This window comes from Mesorhizobium sp. M9A.F.Ca.ET.002.03.1.2 (assembly GCF_003952365.1).
Classification (GTDB): domain Bacteria; phylum Pseudomonadota; class Alphaproteobacteria; order Rhizobiales; family Rhizobiaceae; genus Mesorhizobium.
In genome coordinates this window covers 2,747,326-2,768,510 of record NZ_CP034443.1, presented here as the reverse complement: position 1 = coordinate 2,768,510, position 21,185 = coordinate 2,747,326, and the positions used below count along the sequence as shown (strand labels likewise).

Genomic DNA, 21,185 nt, shown 5'->3' with positions numbered 1-21,185 from the left:
CTAGTGTCGGCCGAGCACCAGACCTCGGATGAAGTGTTTCTGCATGAGAAGGAAAAAAGAGACCAAGGGAGCAGTTACGAGAACGCCCCCCGCCATCAGCGCACCGACATTTCCGGCGCCCTCGCCGGCCTGCCGGAAATAGGCAATGCCGAGCGAAGCCGTCATCATGTCGGGATTGGTTATCACCACCATTGGCCAATAAAGATCGTTCCAATGGGCCACGATAGAGAAGATCGAGAAGGAGACGACGGCCGGCCAAGCTGCTGGCAGCATGATCCGCCAGGCGATCGATAGCTCGCTGAAACCGTCGAGCCGCGCCGCGTCGAGCACCTCATCCGGAAAGGTCACGAAGAACTGCCGGAACAGGAAGATGGCAAACACCGAAATGATCCAGGGCAGAACCAGAGCGGCATAGCTGTCGAGCAGTCCGGATTTTGCGAGGGCTATGTAGATCGGGATGGTTGGTATCTGCACCGGCACCAGAAGGCCGAGCAGGACGCCGACAAGCAGAATAGGGCGGCCCGGGAAGGACAGCTTGGCCAGCGCATAGCCGCATGGGATGGCGATCGCGATCTGCAACACAAGAATTGCCAGACACACGACAAAGCCATTTGCCATGAACCGAAGCAGCGGAATTGCCGAGAGCGCAGTGCCGTAATTGTCGATTGCGCCGTGAAGGGTCGGCGTTGGAAGCAGGCTGCCGTCAAAGATCTCGCTCTGTGGCGTCAGCGAGGCAAGGATCATCCACAGAAACGGAAAGACCATGATGATCGCGCCGGTGACAAGCACAGCATGCGAGACAATGCGGGAAGAGGAAGATTGCCCCAGGATCATCACTGGCCTCCATTTGCTTTCCAGCGCGCCCGACGCTCGGAGACGCGCATCTGGACGAGCGACAGGAAAGTCACGAAGACAAAAAAGGAAACGGAGATCGCAGAAGCATATCCGACGCGGAAGAAGCGGAAACCTTCTTCATAAAAAGTGTAAAGAACGACGGAGGTAGATTTCATCGGCCCTCCCTGTGTGAGGACCGCGACCGTTTCGAAAACCGAAAAGGCGCGGATAATTGTCATCACGGTGACGAACACCGTAACTGGCGCCAGCATCGGCCAGGTGACCAGAAGGAAGCGCTTCAGTCCCCTGTCCGCCCCGTCGATAGTCGCAGCTTCGTAGAGCTCCTCTGGAATGGTCGAAAGGCCAGCCAGGAAAAGGATCATGTTGAAGCCAACCAACTGCCAGACGCCGATCGCCGCGAGCGCATATATGGCCGTCGCCGGGTCGGACAGGAACCTGACGGGCGATGCGCCCAGGAGCTGCAGCAGCGTGTTGGCAAAACCCAGACTTGGATGCAGGATTGCTTCCCACGCGGTCGCGAGAGCAACCAAGCTTGCAGCCACGGGCAGAAAGTAAGCGGTTCGATAGAGAACTGCGAACCGTGATCTAGCGATCAAAACGGCGACGAGCAGCCCCCACCCGATTGCCGTCGGCACGACCACAGCCACATAGAGCGCGGTGTTGCGCAGACTCTGAGCAAAGCCAGGGTCGGTCAACATGCGCGTATAATTAGCAACCCCGATGAATTGGATTCCGGCCAAGCCGAGCGACGCATTCGTGAAGGACAGAAAGAAGACAAGAATGGCGGGCCCGATGACAAGGGCAACAAGCAACAGCGTCGCCGGCACGGACAGAATTATGCCAGCTTGCGCCTGGGCCCGAGCCGGCCGGTACCTGCCTGCAGTGTTCGGAGCTAAGGAACTGAGCGGAATGTCGTTGGCTAAGGCCATGTCAGACTGCCCCGCTGTGATCGCCACGCTGGCGCGAGCCGTTGGAAGGAAAGAACCATGCCCTTTCAGCGTCGATGGTCAGTCCCAGATTGTCGCCGTCACGCAGTGATCGCGCGCGCTCGGCGGAAATGCGGGCGACGAACTGAGCGCCGGCCTCGGCATCGACAAAGACGTGAGCGTCGATCCCTGCGTGCTCAATGCGCGTGACGCGAACCGGCAGGGCTCCTGGATGATCCTTCTCAGCCAGGGTCGCATGCTCGGGGCGGAAGGCCAGCGTTCCGGCCAGCCCGGATCCGAGCGCGTCGCGAATGATGATCCTGCTGCCGCCGATCATGAGCCCGCCGCCTATAGGTGCGGCCACTGCCAGCTCGTTCAGGAATGGCTGCGCCAGGAAGCGCGCTACGTCTAGATCGACGGGTTCGCGATAGAGATCGGCAGGGGCTGCGACCTGACGGAGTTCGCCGCCAAAGATGACTGCGACGCGGTCTGAAAGCGCTGCCGCCTCGGCCTGGTCATGGGTAACGAAGATAGTCGTCGTTTCCATTTCCTTGTGAAGCCGTGCGATCTCGCCACGCGTATGGATGCGCAGCGCTGCGTCCAAGTTTGCCAAGGGTTCGTCCATCAGGAAGATCTTCGGCTTGCGCACCATGGCGCGTCCCAAAGCCACGCGCTGGCGCTGCCCGCCCGACAGCGCCGACGGTCGACGCTCGAGCAGCGCGTCGAGCTTGAGAAGCCCTGATGTCTGCCGGACCCGCTCCTGGATCGAGCGTTTGCGTTGGATGGCTCCGGGCAGCAGCGCGCCAATCACAGGAAGCCGTTCCAAGCTGCTTAGCTCACGCATGACCAGCGGGGCTGCAATGTTGTCGTGCACGCTCAGATGCGGATAAAGGGCGTAGCTCTGGAACACGAAGGCTAGGTCGCGGTCCTTCGGCGCCACCGCGTCCAGCCCCCTGCCTCCTGCACGCACATGGCCCTGGTCGGCACGCTCCAGCCCCGCGATGATCCGAAGAAGCGTTGATTTACCACACCCGGACGGCCCCAGCAGTGTCACAAACTCCCCCGCAGCAACCCTTAGACAGATGCCGCGCAGGACATCAATCGCGCCAAACCGCTTGCCGATGTCGTCGATGTGAAGGTCTAACGCTGCCATTCCGAGTTCCCTTTCGGTGGGCGTGACTTCTATCGGTGCTTTATTTCATTTTCGTGACAATATGGAGTTTAATTTCATTTGGCAACCGGTTTATCCATCGCCTTTCCGAGCGCCAGCATGAGGCTTTCGATCACAAAGATCTTGCCGATCGTCGATGTTAGGGTGCCGCCGATCGGGTGGTCTTGAAGGCCGGAGGCCTGCAGGGTGAAGTCAGCCGCTTTCTCGAGCGGGCTGCGGGCGCGGTTGGTGATGGCGACGGTCAGTGCCCCCGCAGAACGGGCGCCCTTGAGGAACTGGACGGTGTCAACCGTGAGGCCGGAGATCGAAAGGCCGATCGCAACGCATCCGGGACTAAGCCCGCTGGCGACTTCGTGAGCCATGTTGGAATTCCTGAACGCAAAGGCCGTTAGCCCGACACGCAAAAGCCTATAGGCAAGCAGTTCTGCCGTTATACCGGACATTCCGGCGCCGTAGAGGTCGATCCGTCTGCTTGCCGCAAGCGCGGCGGCGACCTTCGCGAGAGTTTCGGAATCGGCATTGTTGTGTGCGATGCTGAGGTTTTGCGCCATGGTGTCGTGCAAGGATTGCAGAGCGCTATCCGCAGTTCCAGCAGCAGTAGGAGGCAGTCCCGGGCGGCCAATCTCGGCCGCCAATGCCAGCTTGAAGTCGCGGAAGCCGGAAAAGCCTATCTGCCGGCAAAGCCGCAATATGCTCGCTTCACCACTGGCCGCGAATTCACCTAGCTCCGCGACCGATTGGTGCAGCACCTTTTCCGGGTTTTCCAGAATGTATTTGGCAATGCGAGCGAGCGCATTGGGCAATCGATCGATGTCGTCCTGCAGGCGAGCCAAGATGCTCTCGTGCGATGCCGCTTTCATTGCAGGTGAGTTGACGCTCATTTCCACAATCCTCACCCCTTATGAATGAAGGAAAGAGCAGCGAGATACCATAAATTATCGATCAATTTCTGGACAATCGACCGAGGGCGGCCCCAAGGTCGCGAGAACAATGCCTCGCTCGTGACCATCCTGGCGTCGGTCCGCCAAGGTCAATAGTCCTCAATTCTCTCCGGGCCGGATCCACTTCTAAGCATCATTGCGGAAAAGCTGCGGCCTAATAGGTCGTATTTCAATCCCCTGTGATGGTGGCTATCCCATAGGTCATAATGCTCATTGGGGTCCTCTTTATGATCGAACAGCTCTCCTATTCCAACATCGTGATATACATTTAGTTTGTGACGTCCATCATAGTACATCGATGCGCGAGACCCTCGGCTGCCGCGGAACCTGAGGGAGTTGTGATACTCACTGACAACGTATGGCTTATGGCAATCCAGTGAAGTGTTCCCAAGCAGCATCTGGTCGAGTGACAGCCCCTGCATGGCCTTTGGGACCTCAAGCCCCGATAACGAGAGCAATGTGGGCGCAATATCGACCAGCTCGACAAGTGCATTCGACACCGATCCTTGGGCTGGGCTGCCAGGCACGGAAATCACAAGTGGGACATGCACCACACCCTCATAGAACCGGCAGCCTTTGTAGAGCAGGCCGTGGTCGCCCATCATATCACCATGATCGCTCATGAAGACGATGATCGTGCGATCCAGCTGGCCGGTTTCCGTCAAAGTGTCTAGTATCCGGCCGACCAGATCGTCCACCTGTGCCACCTCGGCGTGATAGGCCGCTCTCATCTCCCAAATATTGAACTTCGTTGGTGGCGCTTCATGCGTAGGTCCTGCCAATTCGTCGTTGTGCGCCTCACCCGCGTCTGTTGCTGCGTGCCAAGGATCCACCGCGAATTTCGCTTGCTGATCGACTCGTTCAAATTTCTTCTGGTGCTCGAGATCAATCGGCTTGAACGCAGGATCAGGCATATCATTTGGATTGAACCGCCTGAGGTAGTCTGGCGGGGGATTGAGGGGCGGATGAGGCGCGTCGATGTTAACGCCTAAATACCAACTACGATCAGAATGCATCTTGATGAAGCGCTCAGCCCGATCGCCTGCCCAACGCGCCTGCCGATATTCTGCGGCTGGTCCCGGACCATAGTGTTGGTCAAGATAGGGTTTGAAGTAGGCTTCGGGATTGATCCCTTTTGACCACATCCACGCATGATAGTCGTGGTTGCCTGACCACTCCGGAAATGGCTCAGGGCTCCAGTAGAACTCGGCAAATCCATCATCGGGGCGCTTTTCTATCATGCCACGTGTGGCAGACAGGTGCAGCTTTCCTATGTGCCCTGTATAGTATCCGGCGTTCGCCATCAGTTTTGGGAGCAAAACGAGATGCGAAGGAAATGTGCCGGCGCCGTTCTGATGCACTTGGTGTGCGATCGGATACAAGCCTGTCAGAAAGCTCGTTCGGCTCGGCGTGCAGATAGGGCTCTGACAATACGCACGGGCGAATGCCGTGCCCCTCGCCGCCAGGCGGTCAATATTGGGAGTCTGCGTGCCTTTGAACCCTAGGCACTGCAAGGTGTCCCAACGCTGCTGATCGCTGCAAATCCAGACTATACTAAAGTTCCTCAACTCTCATCCCACGCGCTATGAAGGTTCAGTTCGCGCGCGCACCGGCGCGCAAAACCGCGCCGGTGGCGACGTGTAACGGCTATTTCAGGTATCCAGCGCGCTTCACGATTTCGACCGCATCACCTTGAGCATCGTCCAAGGCAGCCTCTGGGCTCTTGCTCCTGACAACCGCTTCTTGCAGGGCACGGCCAAGGCGATCGCCGATCTCCTTGAATTCTGGAATGCGAGGATAATACCACTCGGGCGCCCCGCGAAGCGTTTCTGCATACGTTGCCGCAAACGATCCATGGCCATAATCATAATCATGTTTCGCACGGATTTCCGGATCGTCCCACAGCGATGTCCTGGTGATGGCGACAAAGGTGCTGTCGAGCGAAATCCGCTTCATGAGATCTTTACTCGTCGCCCATTGAAGGAAGGCCGCTGCAGCTGCCTTGTTTTCTGATGCAGCTGGAATGACATACGCCTGTCCCGCAAAGGGCGGGAACCTCCCACTTACGCCGCCAGGGGGCAAAGCAAACCCAAGCTTGCCGACGACCTTCGACAGCTTGGGATCGAGAATGCGACCTGCGGTGGGAGCGCCTTCGACAGTCATAGCAATGCGGCCCTGCTGCATCGCGATGACAACATCATCGAAGGTTGCTGAGATGCTCCCAGGCACAGTGAAATTGGTCATCACATCCGTGTACCATTTCAGCGCCTCCACCGCAGCGGGCGAATTTACCGTGGGCGTCAGATCCGCTGGTTCGTCCGCAAAATATTTACCGCCAAAACCATAAAGAACCTGGCCCCAAAACCATATATTCTCGCCAGTATCCGGTTGACCCCGTAGCGCCGTGCACTGAATGTCTGCCTTTCTCAGCAGATCACAATCATTACGGAACTCTTCCCACGTTTGCGGTGGCTGTTTGATTCCGGCTTTCTCGAACAAGTCGGCACGATAATACAGGAGCTGTGTCGCCGCGAAATGCGGAAATGCCAGCTGTTTGCCGTCCTTATTGTAGAGGCGCAGCACGGGATCGATGAAATCCTGTACGTCCGCACTCTTCATGTCTATGTAATTATCGAGCGGCTCCAGGATATCGCCAGATGCGTATCGCCCGAACTCCTCGCTCCCTAAGTATACCACGTCGTAACTATCTGAACGCGTTAGGAGCTCGACCGACACTTTTTGAACGGTCGGCGCATAACCGAAGAGATCAAACTGCACTTCAGCGCCAGTCTTCTCTGTGAATTCGTGCGCGAATTTTTTGAGCTCCAAATCGTATGCCGAGTTTGTCGATAGGATCTTTATTTTCGCGCCGTCATAGCGCTGTTGAGCCGTCGCTCCCCCGCCGACGGCAACACCGAACGCAACGGCAAGAATTCCAAGATACCTCATTGATTTTCTCCTTGAGCTAGTGTTTTACCCTTTCACGGAACCGGTCGTTGTTGGGCCGGCGACGTATTTCTTTACGAACGGCACGAAAACCACGATCGGGACCAGCATAAGCACGCATGCGGCTGCCGCCTTGCCCCAATCGGTCCCCTCAAATGGCATGAAATTCAGTATTGCGACGGCTGCGGTTTTTGCGTCATCGCGTGTCAATGTCAGCGCGAAAAGAAACTCATTCCACGAACCAATAAATATCAGTATTGCTGTTGCCATGATACCAGATTTGGCGATGGGTATCGAGATGAGCGTCATCGTCTGCAGCGTTGACGCGCCGTCTATCATCGCGGCTTCTTCAATTTCACGCGGCACTTGGTCAAAAAACGCCGACAAATACCATATCGCAAGCGGAACCGCGAACATTGTGTTGACGATGATCAGCGCAATCTTCGTGTCGACGAGGTGTACTTGGCGAAAAAAGAGAAAGTAGGGGATGATGTAGATCATCGCTGGCGCCGCCCGGAGTGCCAACACCAGCGTCAATAGCCTTCGCATCGCAGTTTTCTGCAAATGAGAGATGCCAAAGGCTGCCGGGATCGAAAGCGCCATGGTCAATATGATGGTGCTGCATGAGACCACAATTGAATTGATGAGCGCGGAAGAGAAGTCCTTGTCAGCGATTATCGCGGTATAGTGCTGAGCGGATGGCTCCCCCACGATCACGGGCGGCCATTGAAACATCTCGGTCGGCTGCTTGAGAGATGTCGATAGGGTCCACAATATCGGCGAGAACAGGAATAGCGCAAAGGCAGCGGAGACAAGGTATCCGTAGATGCGACGTCCGAGGTCCCGACGCATGGGCTCACCTCCCAACGCGAGGGGCCGAGATTTGGCGAGTGGATGATATTCGGAGATGTGACGTCCAAAGTATCGATGCATGGGTTTACCTCCCAACGCGAGTGGCCGAGATTTGGCGAATAGACCAAAAACACACGCCGACGATCGTTGTTGTGAATGCCACGAGAATTGCGGCGGAATAATCTAGATCGAGATATGTAAATGCGGTCAGAAAAGCGTAGAAGTTTAGGGGTTCAGTCGCCCCAGCCGGCCCGCCACCTGTCAACACGAAGATCACGGGGAAAATCCCAAGGACCTCTAAAGCTTGAAACACGGCGACGGCTCCCATCGCAGGTAAGACAAGCGGTATGGAAATATGCCATTGCGCCTGGGCCCAACTTGCTCCGTCGAGGTTTGCCGCCTCATAAATCTCGTCTGGGATCGAGTCCAAAGACGAGAGAAGCAGCAAAGCAACGATGGGAACGCCAAACCAAATCGATACGATGATCACCGAGATCAGCGCTGACGTTTTGCTTCCAAGTAAGTCAGCTTCGAAATTGTGACCGAACAAGCTTGCGAGATAAGACAAGCCGCCGACACCAGGAATGAGGAACAGCTTCCACACAATTCCGCCTACCGCTGGCGGAACTACGGACGGAAGCAGGAAAGCTGCTCGCATCCACCGTGTGCCAACGAGCTTTTCCTTAAGCGCTATTGCCAACGCTAATCCACACAGTAATTGGAGGACGACGGGGACGACGACCAAAATGAACGTAACCAGCGCGGCGTTGATAAACCGACCGTCGGACAAGAACCGCGCGTAATTGTAAAGCCCGATAAAGCGCGTCTTTTCCGGGAAGGCTATGTTGAAGTCCCCGAACGAGAGGGCAACGACAGCTGCAATCGGGACGAGCGTCGCGAGACATAGGAACCCGATCGCGGGTGTAATGAGCGCCGAAGACACTTTAGGCCGGGAAGATGCCATCGTCCGTTAGTCCTGGAGTTATTTATTCTCGCCCTGAATGGGTCCCCAAGCTGCTGTCAGCAATGCTAAAGCGAGCTTCAGTAAGCAGAGGGCGTCACGATGCAGTGTTCCCCGTGGTGAGCTATTCGCGGCCGTCGACGTGATGAAGTGCCGAGACAATTCCGAGGTGTATAGTTTTATTGTAGGGTTACCTTTCCAAGTTTCATACTCCTTTGGAAACAGAATGCTGCGTAGCATTCAATCGGCAGGCGAAGCACGACGCATTCTTGCCCGTCAACGGCCTCGAGACAGCGGGATCACTGCCACTGGCTCGCCATTGCTGTCTTGATCAGGGCCAAGAAGGATGCCCGGAACGTGTCATCTCGTGACGCGCGTGCTCAGACCCGAGGCTCCGATTCATTCACGTCACCTTTGTGTCATTTTGGCTATAACGAAACTGGGCATCAGTAAGTCCGGCCGCGTCGGACAGTTCTGCGGCTAGCAGCTGAGCGGGCAGGATGTCCACGATTGATCGTCCCACACGGTTCTGCAAAGATGGCACCTTCACAACTGCTAGGTTTTTGGCGTCCTGAGGCGACTCGCTTGCGGTTACCAGAAGAACTGCACAGCCGATTTCAGCCAATTCCTGCGCCAATCGCACTTCGCGGCCGTCACCAAATATCAAAATCCCGGTTGCCTGATCCATCGATTCCATCGGGCCGTGCAAGTAGTGCAGCGTGTCTGCGACGCCGGTGGGCACCCTCGCAGCCTCGCGAATGAGCAAACAAGCCTCGCCCGCCGTACCCAAAGCCGATATCGCGCCAACGCAATCGATCGCCCGCTGGTCATGAAACATTTCTCCAATGCGTGCCATCTTTTTCGCAGAGGTTTCCAAGACCTCGCTTGCTATCAGAGGAATGTCGTTCCAATTGAAGCTGTCTTCACCGCAGAGCGCATCTATCAGCAGCCCGCCTGCCAGCAGCGAGCCTGTGTAGCCGGTGCTCGACGGCAGTGAATCCGGACCGGACTCGAAGCGAAGTGCTGCCGAAGCGGTGCGTGACAGCGGGTCGTTGCCTCCGCTTGTAATCGCGAGGGATGGTAACGTGCTGTGGATGGTGAGTGCAGCGATTGGCTCGATGCTTCTTCCTCCGACAGAAAAGACTATGATCGCGTCGCCAGGGTCCCCCGGCTCCATGAGATCGACTGCGCGCCAAGTATTTGCTCGTCTGCCGCGGCGTTGCAGCTCACCGGCCACTACCCCCGCTGCCTCGTAACTCGCGCCTATTCCTGTAACGACGACAGTCCCCTTTTCAAATGGCGCGAGATCAAGGTCGCGAAGCTGCGTTCCGACCACTTCCAAGGTATGGCGAAACTGATTGGGTTGACGGGCGATCGTTGACCTGTAAATCATTGGATATCTATATGTTGAGAGACAATTGAGGTCTCTGGGCCATCCCCGGCACTGCAAAGTTGCCGCGCCAAGACGCAGGCGCCTAAGACCGGCGGCTTGTCGAGGAAGGTGACCGCCACTGTCGCCCCGAAACGATCGGAAATTTGATGGGAGAACGCATTGGCCAAAAGTGGCTGGGCGAGGATGACCCCTCCGCCTGCCACCACGTCTTTGTCGGACACGCCCGCCAACTTCAGGTGGTGAACTAATTGGGTCAGGGCCGCTGCGCCCTCGTCAATAACGCGCTTAGCCAACGACGAGCCTTCATTGGCTGCGTAGAAGATAACGGGTGCGTGTCGCCCCAGAGCCGAGGCACCGCCTTCCTTCGCGATAGCGGTGCCGATGTTCGTGGGGCTATTCAGTCCAAATGCCTCACAAAGCGCTTCGACAAGCGGCTCTGACCTTGCCCCTCCGAGGTCAATGTGCCGTCGCACTGCTCGACCAGCCTCACGTACTAAACCGGGAGCGCTCCCTTCGTCTCCGATTGCCCAGCCCCAACCGCCTGCGACATGCATCCTGCCTTTCTGGTCCCGAGCAACGGCGATTGAGCCAGTTCCCGCGACGACACCAATTCCGCTGGAAAGCCCCATGGCTAGGGGAAATAGCTCTGCATCGTTGACGACCCTCAACGGGCAGGCAAAATGATTGGAAAGTGGTTTTTGCACGATGGCACACTCGGCCTCATCATCACATCCATGAGAGCCAATCGCGATGCCGTTGGGAGCGGCGCCATCCGCAAATCCGCTGATTAGCGCGATTAGTCCAGGAATATCGTGGTGATAGGCTCCACAACGCCATTCACTGGTCCTCACCACCAAGTCGCGGCCCATGCCCTGTTCCAGGCAGCTTCTCAAATGCGTTTTGGTGCCTCCGATGTCGACACCAATCGATATAGAACCCATCTCGTCATCTCTGTTCGCATTCGCGCCCAGCGGCCGCGGTTCCAGTCTCTTGCTGAAGGAATATCACTTTCTTTTCGTCTGCGGAAGATGGTTTTTTTCATCATGCGCGACTCTCTCCCCGCGCGGCGATGATGGTCAAATGCCGTGCAAAAAGGCTGGCAGGCGGCTGGGGGCTCTAACGAAAACAGTGTTCACGGCTTGGCAATCTGCTGAAAAATTCCTATTGCTTTCACTGCCCGTGTCAATCAAGCCTAGGGAGCTGGAGCTCGGCGACATCAAGGGAATCGTAAATGCAGGAAAAGATCTTGGCGCGCTTGCGTTCGTCTCAGCCCAGCCTCAGTCCGGCGCTCCTTCGCATCAGTGAGTACGTCCTTAACGATCCCGCGAAGGTCGTGAACCAAACTATCACGGAGGTTGCTGACGGATCCGGATCGAGCGAAGCGAGCGTCTTGAGGTTCTGTAGAGACATCAAATTTTCGAGCTTCCAGCGTTTCAAACTGGCATTGGGGATCGAACTCTCCACTCACCAGACAATCAGACACGCCAGCCCGTCTGGTGACGTCATCGACGACACGCTGTCGACGGCCATCACCGCGCTCAAGCAGACAAAGGACCTGTTGAACCACGCCGCTCTCGAATTGGCGGCAAAACAGATCATACGAGCAAAAAGCATAGATCTGTACGGGTTCGGCGGCTCTGCGAATGTGGCCCGATACGCGCATTACTTGTTTGTTCGATTCGGACTGGTGTCGCGCGTGCTGGACGACCCACATCTCGCCGTCATGAGTGCAGTGAATCTCGGGCCGAAGCAAGTCGCACTGGCAATTTCGGAATCTGGCTCGAGCAAGGATACAATCAACTCACTTATGGCGGCCAAGGCGGCTGGCGCATTTACCATCGCAATCACCTGTCATATACGCAGTCCGATCGCTGCCAACGCGGACGCTGTACTGGGAGCATCCTCAACAGACACGCCCATCACGCGAGGAGCATTCTCCAGGGTCGCTGGACAATATTTGATCATCGACATCCTCGCCAACATGATCGCTAAAGATGGCAGCAAGTTCCAGGCGGCTATGCAGCGAACCGCAGAAGCCACCATAGATAAAAGCTTTTAGCTGAAACGTTCGCGCAGGTAGTCGTTCAGGAAGCGACCGTCCGGGTCGAAGCGAGCCCTTTGAGAAATAAAATCCCCGTATCTTGGGTACAAGCCTTCGATCTCGGACCGGCCCAGGCTGTGAAGTTTGCCCCAGTGCGGACGACCTTTTACCCAGGAAAAGATTGTCTCGCAATCGCGGATGAAATCCCAGTAGTCCTCTCCTGCTGCGCCGGACACCGATATCATTGCGGTCTTCCGCTCAAAGTATGGACTCAACCAAATATCGTCAGCCGCCACGGTTCTATACTCAACCGGGAATATCTGCGACGGATGCTTCGTCTGGATCAGCTTGCGTATTTCACGCAATACCGCCGGACCGTCCTCGTAGGGCACCGAGTATTCGCATTCGTTATGGTTCGGCATCGGAATTGAACCCGGAAATATCCGATAGCTGGGCCCTATTCTCTCGCCGGCCTGTGCTTCGACAGCTGCTGACGGCTGAGTTGTGACGTTCAGCGTTCTGATTTCGCAGACATCAGCTTTACTGCGCGTACGACCAATGCCAGACGTGTCGGGCAGGCTGTATAACGATGCCGAGTGTTCGGTCGGGCACCAGAACACGCGGAGGCTCCGGTTTTCCTGACATAGCTGATCCAAATGATCCATGCATTCTTCAAAATCCTCACGCCATATTTTGTCATGAAGATCAAAAGCAGGAACAAGCTTCATCGTGACGGAAAGCACCACGCCAAGCATTCCGAGACAAACTTTCGCAGCGTTGAGGACATCGATGTCTTGCGAAGCATCGAAATTGGCGATGGATCCATCGCCCATCGCTATCCGCATTCCAATTATCGGGCCCGCTAAGCATTGCAAACTATCGCCGCTGCCATGCGTACCCGTCGATACGGCCCCGCTCATCGTCTGCAGATCGATATCGCCCTGGTTGGGCAATGCCCAACCAGCAGAACGCAGTTCAAGGCCAACGTCACAAATCCGCGTTCCGCCGCGGAGGGTTACGCTGCCGTTGGTTGGGTCGATATTTTCGATCCCTGTTAGACGCTCCGCGGAGATTAGAACTCCGTCCGTGGGGACAATCGGCGTATAAGAGTGCCCCGTACCCACTACGCGGACGCGCAGATTGGTTGAAGCTGCTGTCTTGATCGTTCTGCAGACGTCATCGTCCGAACTTGGCATTTCAAAATGCTTCACCCGACAAACCTGATTGCTCACCCAGTTCCGCCAAATCATGCTAGGGCCGAGTGTCTGCGCTCTGGTCTCTGAAGAAGGCAATGGAGTTCTCCTTGCGTGTGTTTTCTCGCTGCTAGGTGCTAGGGCAGCCGCCTCGGCCCGCCAGAATAGGGTCGTCACGCTGTGCCCAGCGCCGACTCATTTTGGGCAGGCATGACGGATATCATCATCGACATAGATACAAAAGAAGATTATCTCCATTATAACTCGGTGCCCCGGCAAACCGACCATTGGCGCGGGGCAGCGGTGACCGCTGGTGGTCCACACTTGCTTCTCCCGTCGATGCGAACGGAAAATTATCGTTTCAGAGCCTTCACCCCACAAGAGCCGACGACTGGCACCGGCCGGTTGCGTCGGGCCTCACCACGTATTTCGTGCGAGGCTTTCGCCGAAGGACGCGTATGCTGTCTTGTGCACGTCAATCAGCCTGTTGGACAGTTCTGGCTCTTGGCCCGGCGGCCTTGCAGTGCAGGAGCGTTTGGCGAGTCCTGGCCCCAGCTCTTGACCTTGTCCTTGCCCTTGAAGCGCATCATCAGACGCCGCCTCATAGAGCGCGCGCCGCACGTCGACGTCGCCTGCCTTCGAGATGCGGCCCTGAACGTCGATCGAGGTGCCCGACTGCCGGCGTCGCGACCTCAGCCCGAAGTAGGCCGCGACGTCGCGCGAGCGGCGGAACCGCGTGGGATCGTCCATCGCCGTTCATGAACGAAAGCGCCGTCACCGGACCGACGCCGGGGATGAACGCAGCGCTCGAACCGTCGTGACGCACTCTTCCATCGGACGGACGGAGCATCGAAATCGAGCGCGGTCCGGCTGTCTCATTGTCGGCGCGGCGGCAGGCAGGATAACGTGGTTCAGTTGTTTCTGGTTTGCATCGGTGCTCATCCGCCGGAGCGGATCTCCTTGCTCAGATGGGGTCCGTCAGCGCGCCGGCGCCATGCGTTTTATCTGCCGCCGCACCGCTCATCGATGCGCTCCCAGCAGCTTGCGGTCCTTGACATGGGCGCGCCGCGTGGCATCGGCCTCGCTCGCGGCCGCATCGCCGACGTAAACGTCCATCGCTCCACATGGCGTGTATGATCACCGCCAGCTTGCGCGCCACCGCGACGCAGGCCTTGCGGTGGCAGGAGCGTTTGGCGATGTCCCGGCCCCAGCTCTTGACCTTGTCCCTGCCCTTGAAGCGCGTCATCAGTCCTGACGCCGCCTCGTAGAGCGCGCGCCGCACGTCCGCGTCGCCGGCCTTGGAGATCCGTCCCTGAATGTCGATCGTTGAACCGGACTGCCAGCGCCGCGACGTCAGCCCGAAGTAAGCGGCGACGTCGCGCGAGCGGCGAAAGCGCGTGGGATCGTCGATCGCCGTCATGAAGGAGAGCGCCGTCACCCGACCACGTCGGGAATAGCCATGAAGCGCCGGCACGGCTCGCTGTGCGCGACGATCCTCACGACGAGATCATGCAGCCGGCAGTACTGTCGCCACAGCGCCGCGCGCGCCGTCAGCATGGCGTCCATCAGCTCGGCCGACAACGGATTGTCCGCCACCGCCTGGCGTACCGCGCGTTCGAAGGCGCCACGTCCGACCTTGCCTAAGGCAGATGCCGAACGACTTCAGCGAGTGGCGGATGGCGTTCTCCAGGTCGAGGAACTTCGGCCTTCAGTTTGCGCCGGTGCGTCAGCAAAAGGCGCGTCCGGTAGCTCAATGGCTCGACGGACACGAACTCCGACGCCATGCTCGAACATCAAGTCGGCAAGTTGGCGCCCATCGAGCAGAATGACGCGTTGAGACAGGTGCTTCACGAATTCGTGGGCATGTGGGCTGAATGTCGAGGTGGTCACGAAAACACCCTTCGTCGCTCCTAGCCCTACCAGACTGCCGACGAATCCTTGAACATCAGGTCGCCCAATAGCGTTTGCGACAGCATAACGCTTCGCTTGAACATACACCCGATCGAGACCGAGCCGATCCTCGTTGATTACGCCATCAACCCCGCCGTCGCCCGAGCGCCAAGCTGGGCGGCTGCGTTCTTATGCGATCCGCCATAACCCATGGCGACAAGTAGATCGACAATGAGCCGCTCAAAGAAGGCCGGGCTGTTTTGGCCTATCCTGTCCAAAATGTCTGCCCGCAAAGCGGTTAGTACCGCCTGATAGGCACTTTCGATCTGCTCTTCCGGCGTCGCCTCCGTCGCGACGTCGGATGGCGTCTCCCCTGCACTATCATCGGACCCGTTGCCCTTGTAAAACTTCCTAAACTCTGGGTGTTTCAATAGCAGCTTCACGTCGATGCGGTCAGGGTCGCTGGTGAGCAATGACCGACCTGCTTCGGTGGCAACGAACCGCCCTCGTGCGGGAGGCGAGCAGTCCCGCTTTGCTCATGTAGAATTTCGCCCAGTGGATACGGTTGTGTAGCACGTGCTGCTTGCCGCTCGGCAACAGCTGCTCACGCTCTTCAGCGGTGAGACCAAACCGTGCAGCAATCTCGGCCTCGGCTAGTGGGCGGAGGTTTCGTCCTTCGAAGCGACCTCAAGAACCGGGAGCATGAGCGATTGGTAGCCAGGGATCGGCATCGTGCTTTCAGCCCTCGAATACACGGAATGCAGTTGAGGCGGCGAGCGCTGACACGTGGGAATATCCCCGACTGTCGGGGGCATTGCTTAAGCAAATTGATCTTTTGCCAAACGTCTTTATAGACAAAATGGGCTCTGGCGTAGAGGATTAGAATAGCCAATGGGAGGGGAACGAAATGCACAATGGTCGTAAAGAGAGCGAGCGGCTCGCCCATGCAAGACTGGTCCACCGCAGCGTAGAACGACCAATACAGGGCCGCTAGCCTGAACAAGGATGTGACGGCCGCGCAGCATGTTACCCAAGTGGCCAAACTATCGTCATTGATGACGATCTCTCGCTTTGCCGATTCCAAACGTGCCCGAAGGCTGCCGGCTGATGAGGGGTTTCTCACCTTTCTTGATCCGATTAGCGTTTCGATTGCCGCGATCTGGCGTGCAAGCGGTCCTCGAGGAACGATTGCCAGCTCTCTAAAAATCGACAGCGCCAAATTCAATAGTAAGCGGTGTTTCCGGACCACCTTTCGGGAGTGGTCGCGATCTGTGAGGTTGCCGATCCTGTATTGGGATCGGAGATCGGCTTGTGTCTGGACTTGACCTTACGCTTGACCCGGAGCGGCAGCTTCGGCGTTTCGAGGTGATCAACGGTGCCGGCGGTCGGCGTCACTGGTCGGTGGATGACAAGGCGCGGATCATCGCGGAGACGCTGGAGCCGAACGCAGTCATTTCCGAGGTAGCCCGTCGGTATGGCCTTAGGCCGCAGCAGGTCTTCGCCTGGCGCCGCGAAGCGTGCAAACCGGCCACTTCGGTGCAGCAAGATTCTCCTGCCTTTGTGCCGGCGGTTTTGGCGGCGGCGGAACCTGTAGCCAGCCGTTCACCGAAGCAGCGGAAACGGCAAGCCACCCGAGGTGCCGGCATGATCGAGCTTGAGATCGACGGCATCTCGATGCGCGTTGGCCGGGGCGCCGATACCAAGACGGTGGCGGCAGTGATCCGCGCGCTGAAGGCGACGTCGTGATCGGGCCGACGGGTGCGGTCAAGGTCATGGTGGCGACGAAGCCGGTGGACTTCCGCAAGGGTGCGGAGGGATTGGCCGCACTTGTGCGCGAGACCATGGGCGCTGACCCGTTCAATGGGGCGGTCTATGTCTTTCGGGCCAAGCGGACTGACCGGATCAAGCTGATCTTCTGGGATGGCACCGGGGTTTGCCTCTATGCCAAGCGTTTGGAGGATGGGGAGTTCCGCTGGCCGAAAGTGCATGACGGCATGATGCGGCTGACGGCCGCGCAACTGTCGGCGCTGCTCGAAGGTCTCGACTGGCGGCGTGTCCACGAGGCGCGCCGGACTCGCGTTCCAGCCCAGGCGGGCTGACCCGCGACGAAGTGAATCAGCCTGGATTCCGCTGTCGCGGACTGTCGGCGAATATGGTCTGATCCGCTCATGGCGATGACGGCTGACCAGCTTCCCGACGATCCGGATGCGCTGAAGGCGATGGTCCTGGCGCGCGACGTCGAGAATGCCCGTCTGATTCAGATCATCAAGGAATTGCAGCGTCATCGCTTCGGCCGGCGTGCCGAGACGCTCCCCGAGGATCAATTGCTGCTGGGGCTCGAAGAGGCCGAACAGATCGAGGCCGCCGGTGACGAAGAGCAGGCACAGACCGCTCTTGGCGAACGTCAGGCGCCTGTCGCCAAGCGCAGGGCGAACCGCGGCGGGCTGCCACCCCATCTGCCGCGCGTGGAGATGGTCGTCGACATCGAGGATCATGCCTGCCCGTGCTGCCGCAATGGCTTGCATCGGATCGGCGAGGACATGAGCGAGCGGCTCGACATCGTTCCGGCGCAGCTGCGCGTGATCGTCGTGCGCCGGCCCAAATATGCCTGCCGCGCCTGTGAGGATGTAGTGGTTCAGGCTCCGGCGCCCGCCCGGCTGATCGAGGGCGGCCTGCCGACCGAGGCGACGGTCGCCCAGGTGCTGGTCTCAAAATATGCTGACCACCTGCCGCTCTATCGTCAGGCGCAGATCTATGCCCGGCAGGGCATCAATCTCGACCGGTCCACGCTCGCCGACTGGGTCGGCCGCGCCGCCTGGCATCTGCGTCCGGTGCATGAGCGGCTGCTTGGCAAGCTGAAGTCCTCGCCAAAACTCTTCGCCGACGAGACGACCGCGCCAGTGCTCGATCCCGGCCGCGGCAAGACCAAGACAGGTCAACTCTGGGCCTATGCCCGCGATGACCGACCTTGGGAGGGGAGCGACCCGCCGGGCGTCGCCTATGTCTATGCGCCGGATCGGAAGGCCGAGCGTCCGATCGCTCATCTGGTGGGCTTTACCGGAATCCTGCAGGTCGACGGCTATGGCGGCTATCGCGTGCTCGCCGACAAGAGCGGCGTGACGCTCGCCTTCTGCTGGGCACATGTGCGCCGGCGCTTCTACGAGCTCGCCGCGGCCGGTCCCGCGCCAATCGCCAGCGAGGCGCTGAGACGGATCGCGGAACTCTATCGCGTCGAAGACGACGTCCGTCGACGATCGGCCGAGCAGCGCCGTGTCGTGCGCCAGGACAGGAGCCGCCCGATCGTCGTCGAACTCGAACCATGGCTTCGCGAAAAGCTCGGGCTGATCAGCCAGAAGACAAAGCTCGCCGAGGCGATCCGCTACACGCTCTCGCGCTGGGAAGGCCTCTCGCGCTTCCTTGACGACGGCCGCATCGAGATCGACAGCAACACCGTCGAACGCTCGATCCGTCCGATCGCGAAGACTGATTCATTATGCACCTCATCTTCAAATGGCGGAAAACAGCGATTCCTGGTTGTCGTCGTGGATGCGACGCGGAGTATTGCGCGCCAAATCGGCCTTGATCCGTTCGTCTTCGAGGTCGCTGGCGCGGATCTGGTAGGGCGCGCCGCGCATGACTTGCTCGGCCGGCAAGAGGCCATCCCTGATGAACCGGCGGATTTTGACGTGCGACACGCCGAGCTTCGCGGCCGCATCCGACATGGTGAGCCACTCGCCATTCTTGTCGGAAGAGCGATAGCCGCTGATCTTGTGCACCGTGCGCAGCGATTGGACGCGACGCGCGGTCCAGGTCTTTCCCTGACCGGTCTGCATGCCCATGCGGTTGAGTGTGGCAGCGATTTCGGCATCCGACCACCGGGTTGCCATGGATCGCATGATCGCCAGAGCCTCCTCAGGCGTACGCTGGCCATGCTCTCCGGATTTGGGCTTGCGAACCCGTACCTGCGAGTGCTGGCCTCCGTGCCAGTGGATGGTCAAGATCACGTCGCGCGCATCGTCATCGACATCCGCCACGATATCCTTGATGAGCGCGCGCAGCAGTTGCTGACGACAGCGCATGTCGACACCCGGCGCATTCCAGGAGGCCTCGAGATCCTGGGCGAGGCCCGTGAAGTCCGGAACCGCGTCGACAGGCTCCACACGCTGGACTTCGCTCAGCTGGGCCTCGCAGGTCTCCACGCGCCTGAGTGTGGCTTCCCAACTCCTCTCGAGCTGGGCCGCAATAAGCCGGTTCTCCGGGTCGCAAGCGGCATAGCGGCGCTCGGCGAGCGATGCCTCATAGCGCGCCTGCTGCAGGTCCATCTCGATCATCTGCCGCCGCTTGGCTTCGCTCTCCAGCTGCATCCGTTCAGCCTCCAACGCCGCTTCGATCGCCATCGGCGCAACCGCCTCCAGCGCTTCGCGGGTCACCGCCGCGTCGGTGCGAAAGCCGTTGAACGACATGCATCGCGCCTGTGCCATCATGAGGTTGCCGCGCTCGCAGCGATATACCGGATAACCTTGGCCGCGTCCGGCATACATGACAACCAGTCTTCGCCCGCATCGACCACAGGAGATAAGACCCGGGAGCAGCGCGCGACCGCCGCGGCCCGACTTGACGCCGCCGGCTTTGCCGTAAGCGTTGGCTGCGAGCAGTTCCTGGTTCCGTTCGTACTCGCTCCATCCGATGTAGCCTTCGTGATGGTCCTTGAGCACCACCGCCCACTCGCTAGCCGGCTTGTAATGGCCATAGCTCTTGCGAACGCGGCCATCGACGATCTCAGTGCGCTTCTCGCTTTTACCATAGACATAGGCGCCGGCGTAGAATGGGTTCTTCAGGATCGAGATCACGTTGCGGTAACGGATCGGAACCCAGTCGAAGGACACCATCTTCTTGCCGTCGGAGGGTCTGGGGAAATGCACGCCATCGTCGATCATCGAGATCAGGACCTGGCGCGCGCTGCCGAGTTCGCGGAAGCGCGCGAATATCAGGTGAATGGTCTCCTGCAGGCGCATGTCGGGATCGAACCCGAGACCGTAATCGCGGTGCCAGACATAGCCGAAGGGCACGGAGATGCGCAGTTCTCCGCGCTGTGCCTTGGCGCGGGCGGCCTCGTACATGCGGGCACGCAGCACGCCGAGCTCGAATTCGCTGATGCTGCCCTTCATACCCAGCAGCAGGCGGTCGTTCGGCAATCCCGGATCGTAGACTCCGTCCAGATCGATCACGCGTGCATCGACTTCGCCGCACAACTCGAGCAGCCGATGCCAGTCCGGCCCGTTGCGCGACAGGCGGGACGCCTCCAGGCAAAGCACGGCGCCCACATGGCCGGTGCACAGATCGTCGACCAGGCGCTCGAAACCGGGACGCTCCACAGCCCCGCTTGCGGTTCGTCCCAGATCCTCGTCGATCACCTCTACTTTGCGGAATCCCCAACGCCGCGCGACGTCGACAAGCTCATACTGCCGACGCTGGCTCTCAAGGTTGAGCTGGACCTGCGCCTGAGTGGATTGACGCACATAGACGACGGCCTTGCGCTTGAGGACGGCAGTCGGAATCAGATTACCGCTCGTCATCGCAGCTCTCCTCCTCCGTTGCCACGCCGGCGGCGGCCCTCAGTACGTTGGCGAGCCGGGCGATCACTATGGTCCGTTGCGTTGAACTCAGCCCGTTCAGCTTCTGCGAGTCGAGCGGCAAGCTGAGTTGGCGAACGACCTCGAGAGATCGTGTCGGGGGTGGCAGGGTTCTCATGTTGCGACTCCGCGATGGTGAAACCATCCGGAGAGCCTCGCCGGAAACGGCGTTCGATCAAGAGCTTGTTAAGCTCAAGCAGCGCGGCAAGCGATACGCGCGGGGGGCCCAGGTCCATCGCCGCGCAAGCCACGGGATCGATCATCCAGGCCGGAGCGGTAATGACATGACCGGGCGCGACGACGAGGTGAATGATCCGGCCGTCGGCGCGCTCTTCGCTGTTCTCGCAGCGAAGCCGACGTCCGAAATACGGGTGCCAACGGTA

At 58.9% G+C, this 21,185-nt stretch carries 17 protein-coding genes and 4 pseudogenes; 4 read left to right on the top strand and 17 right to left on the bottom strand.

The features are described from left to right. From EJ066_RS13485 to EJ066_RS13440, 10 genes are all read right to left on the bottom strand, one after another. Positions 1-834 (bottom strand): carbohydrate ABC transporter permease, encoded by an 834-nt coding sequence (locus tag EJ066_RS13485; protein WP_029354774.1) that lies wholly within the window; start codon positions 832-834, stop codon positions 1-3. Continuing rightward, the gene (locus tag EJ066_RS13480) at positions 834-1,682 is read right to left on the bottom strand and encodes a sugar ABC transporter permease (protein ID WP_245455146.1); all 849 of its coding nucleotides are present in this window, start codon (positions 1,680-1,682) and stop codon (positions 834-836) included. Before EJ066_RS13480 ends, EJ066_RS13485 begins: the two co-directional genes overlap by 1 nt. 103 nt (positions 1,683-1,785) lie before the next feature. Then, positions 1,786-2,934, bottom strand: a complete 1,149-nt coding sequence (locus tag EJ066_RS13475) for an ABC transporter ATP-binding protein (RefSeq protein WP_126038499.1) — start codon at positions 2,932-2,934, stop codon at positions 1,786-1,788. Between the two features lie 74 nt (positions 2,935-3,008). Then, on the bottom strand, positions 3,009-3,833 hold the full coding sequence (locus tag EJ066_RS13470) for a MurR/RpiR family transcriptional regulator (RefSeq protein ID WP_051695325.1): 825 nt from the start codon (positions 3,831-3,833) through the stop codon (positions 3,009-3,011). Positions 3,834-3,982: 149 nt separating this feature from the next. Further along, positions 3,983-5,407, bottom strand: a complete 1,425-nt coding sequence (locus EJ066_RS13465) for a sulfatase-like hydrolase/transferase (RefSeq protein WP_245455204.1) — start codon at positions 5,405-5,407, stop codon at positions 3,983-3,985. A 133-nt stretch (positions 5,408-5,540) separates the two neighbouring features. Next, positions 5,541-6,842, bottom strand: a complete 1,302-nt coding sequence (locus tag EJ066_RS13460) for a sugar ABC transporter substrate-binding protein (RefSeq protein WP_126038493.1) — start codon at positions 6,840-6,842, stop codon at positions 5,541-5,543. A gap of 24 nt (positions 6,843-6,866) precedes the next feature. After that, positions 6,867-7,691, bottom strand: coding sequence for a carbohydrate ABC transporter permease (locus tag EJ066_RS13455; RefSeq protein ID WP_189644480.1), 825 nt, complete (start codon positions 7,689-7,691; stop codon positions 6,867-6,869). 85 nt (positions 7,692-7,776) lie between these two features. Beyond that, positions 7,777-8,655 carry a sugar ABC transporter permease gene (locus tag EJ066_RS13450; protein WP_126038487.1) on the bottom strand — a complete coding sequence of 293 codons (879 nt, stop codon included), beginning with the start codon at positions 8,653-8,655 and terminating at the stop codon, positions 7,777-7,779. Between the two features lie 400 nt (positions 8,656-9,055). Next, positions 9,056-10,045, bottom strand: a complete 990-nt coding sequence (locus EJ066_RS13445; protein ID WP_126038484.1) for a glucosamine--fructose-6-phosphate aminotransferase — start codon at positions 10,043-10,045, stop codon at positions 9,056-9,058. Beyond that, the gene (locus EJ066_RS13440; protein WP_126038480.1) at positions 10,042-10,986 is read right to left on the bottom strand and encodes a BadF/BadG/BcrA/BcrD ATPase family protein; all 945 of its coding nucleotides are present in this window, start codon (positions 10,984-10,986) and stop codon (positions 10,042-10,044) included. Before EJ066_RS13440 ends, EJ066_RS13445 begins: the two co-directional genes overlap by 4 nt. Before the next feature lie 290 nt (positions 10,987-11,276). On the opposite strand from EJ066_RS13440, the gene EJ066_RS13435 reads away from it, so the two are divergent. Further along, positions 11,277-12,104: a MurR/RpiR family transcriptional regulator gene (locus tag EJ066_RS13435; protein ID WP_029354755.1), complete on the top strand. Its 828-nt coding sequence runs from the start codon at positions 11,277-11,279 to the stop codon at positions 12,102-12,104. On the opposite strand, the gene EJ066_RS13430 is transcribed toward EJ066_RS13435, so the two are convergent. From EJ066_RS13430 to EJ066_RS31630, 6 genes and pseudogenes are all read right to left on the bottom strand, one after another. Further along, positions 12,101-13,318, bottom strand: a complete 1,218-nt coding sequence (locus EJ066_RS13430) for a D-arabinono-1,4-lactone oxidase (protein ID WP_189350285.1) — start codon at positions 13,316-13,318, stop codon at positions 12,101-12,103. The two genes, EJ066_RS13435 and EJ066_RS13430, sit on opposite strands and share 4 nt — an antisense overlap. A 486-nt stretch (positions 13,319-13,804) precedes the next feature. Then, a pseudogene (locus tag EJ066_RS13425) lies at positions 13,805-14,075 on the bottom strand (IS110 family transposase); the annotation flags it as partial. A 224-nt stretch (positions 14,076-14,299) separates the two neighbouring features. Beyond that, a pseudogene (locus EJ066_RS31645) lies at positions 14,300-15,030 on the bottom strand (IS110 family transposase); the annotation flags it as partial. Between the two features lie 94 nt (positions 15,031-15,124). Further along, a pseudogene (locus EJ066_RS31950) lies at positions 15,125-15,277 on the bottom strand (restriction endonuclease); the annotation flags it as partial. Between the two features lie 29 nt (positions 15,278-15,306). Next, the gene (locus EJ066_RS31635; RefSeq protein WP_210211059.1) at positions 15,307-15,642 is read right to left on the bottom strand and encodes a hypothetical protein; all 336 of its coding nucleotides are present in this window, start codon (positions 15,640-15,642) and stop codon (positions 15,307-15,309) included. Then, complete coding sequence (locus EJ066_RS31630; protein ID WP_245455145.1) at positions 15,623-15,766, bottom strand: winged helix-turn-helix domain-containing protein; 144 nt, start codon at positions 15,764-15,766, stop codon at positions 15,623-15,625. Before EJ066_RS31630 ends, EJ066_RS31635 begins: the two co-directional genes overlap by 20 nt. A gap of 768 nt (positions 15,767-16,534) precedes the next feature. On the opposite strand from EJ066_RS31630, the gene EJ066_RS13410 reads away from it, so the two are divergent. From EJ066_RS13410 to EJ066_RS13400, 3 genes and pseudogenes are all read left to right on the top strand, one after another. Then, on the top strand, positions 16,535-16,915 hold the full coding sequence (locus tag EJ066_RS13410) for a transposase (RefSeq protein WP_189350287.1): 381 nt from the start codon (positions 16,535-16,537) through the stop codon (positions 16,913-16,915). After that, positions 16,912-17,268: an IS66 family insertion sequence element accessory protein TnpB gene (gene tnpB, locus EJ066_RS13405; RefSeq protein WP_027154943.1), complete on the top strand. Its 357-nt coding sequence runs from the start codon at positions 16,912-16,914 to the stop codon at positions 17,266-17,268. Before EJ066_RS13410 ends, tnpB begins: the two co-directional genes overlap by 4 nt. A gap of 69 nt (positions 17,269-17,337) precedes the next feature. Beyond that, positions 17,338-18,708: pseudogene (locus tag EJ066_RS13400) on the top strand (IS66 family transposase); the annotation flags it as partial. Here EJ066_RS13400 and EJ066_RS13395 read toward each other — a convergent pair. Next, positions 18,676-20,745 carry a recombinase family protein gene (locus tag EJ066_RS13395; RefSeq protein ID WP_126038092.1) on the bottom strand — a complete coding sequence of 690 codons (2,070 nt, stop codon included), beginning with the start codon at positions 20,743-20,745 and terminating at the stop codon, positions 18,676-18,678. The pseudogene EJ066_RS13400 and the gene EJ066_RS13395 sit on opposite strands and share 33 nt — an antisense overlap. Between the last annotated feature and the right edge of the window lie 440 nt (positions 20,746-21,185).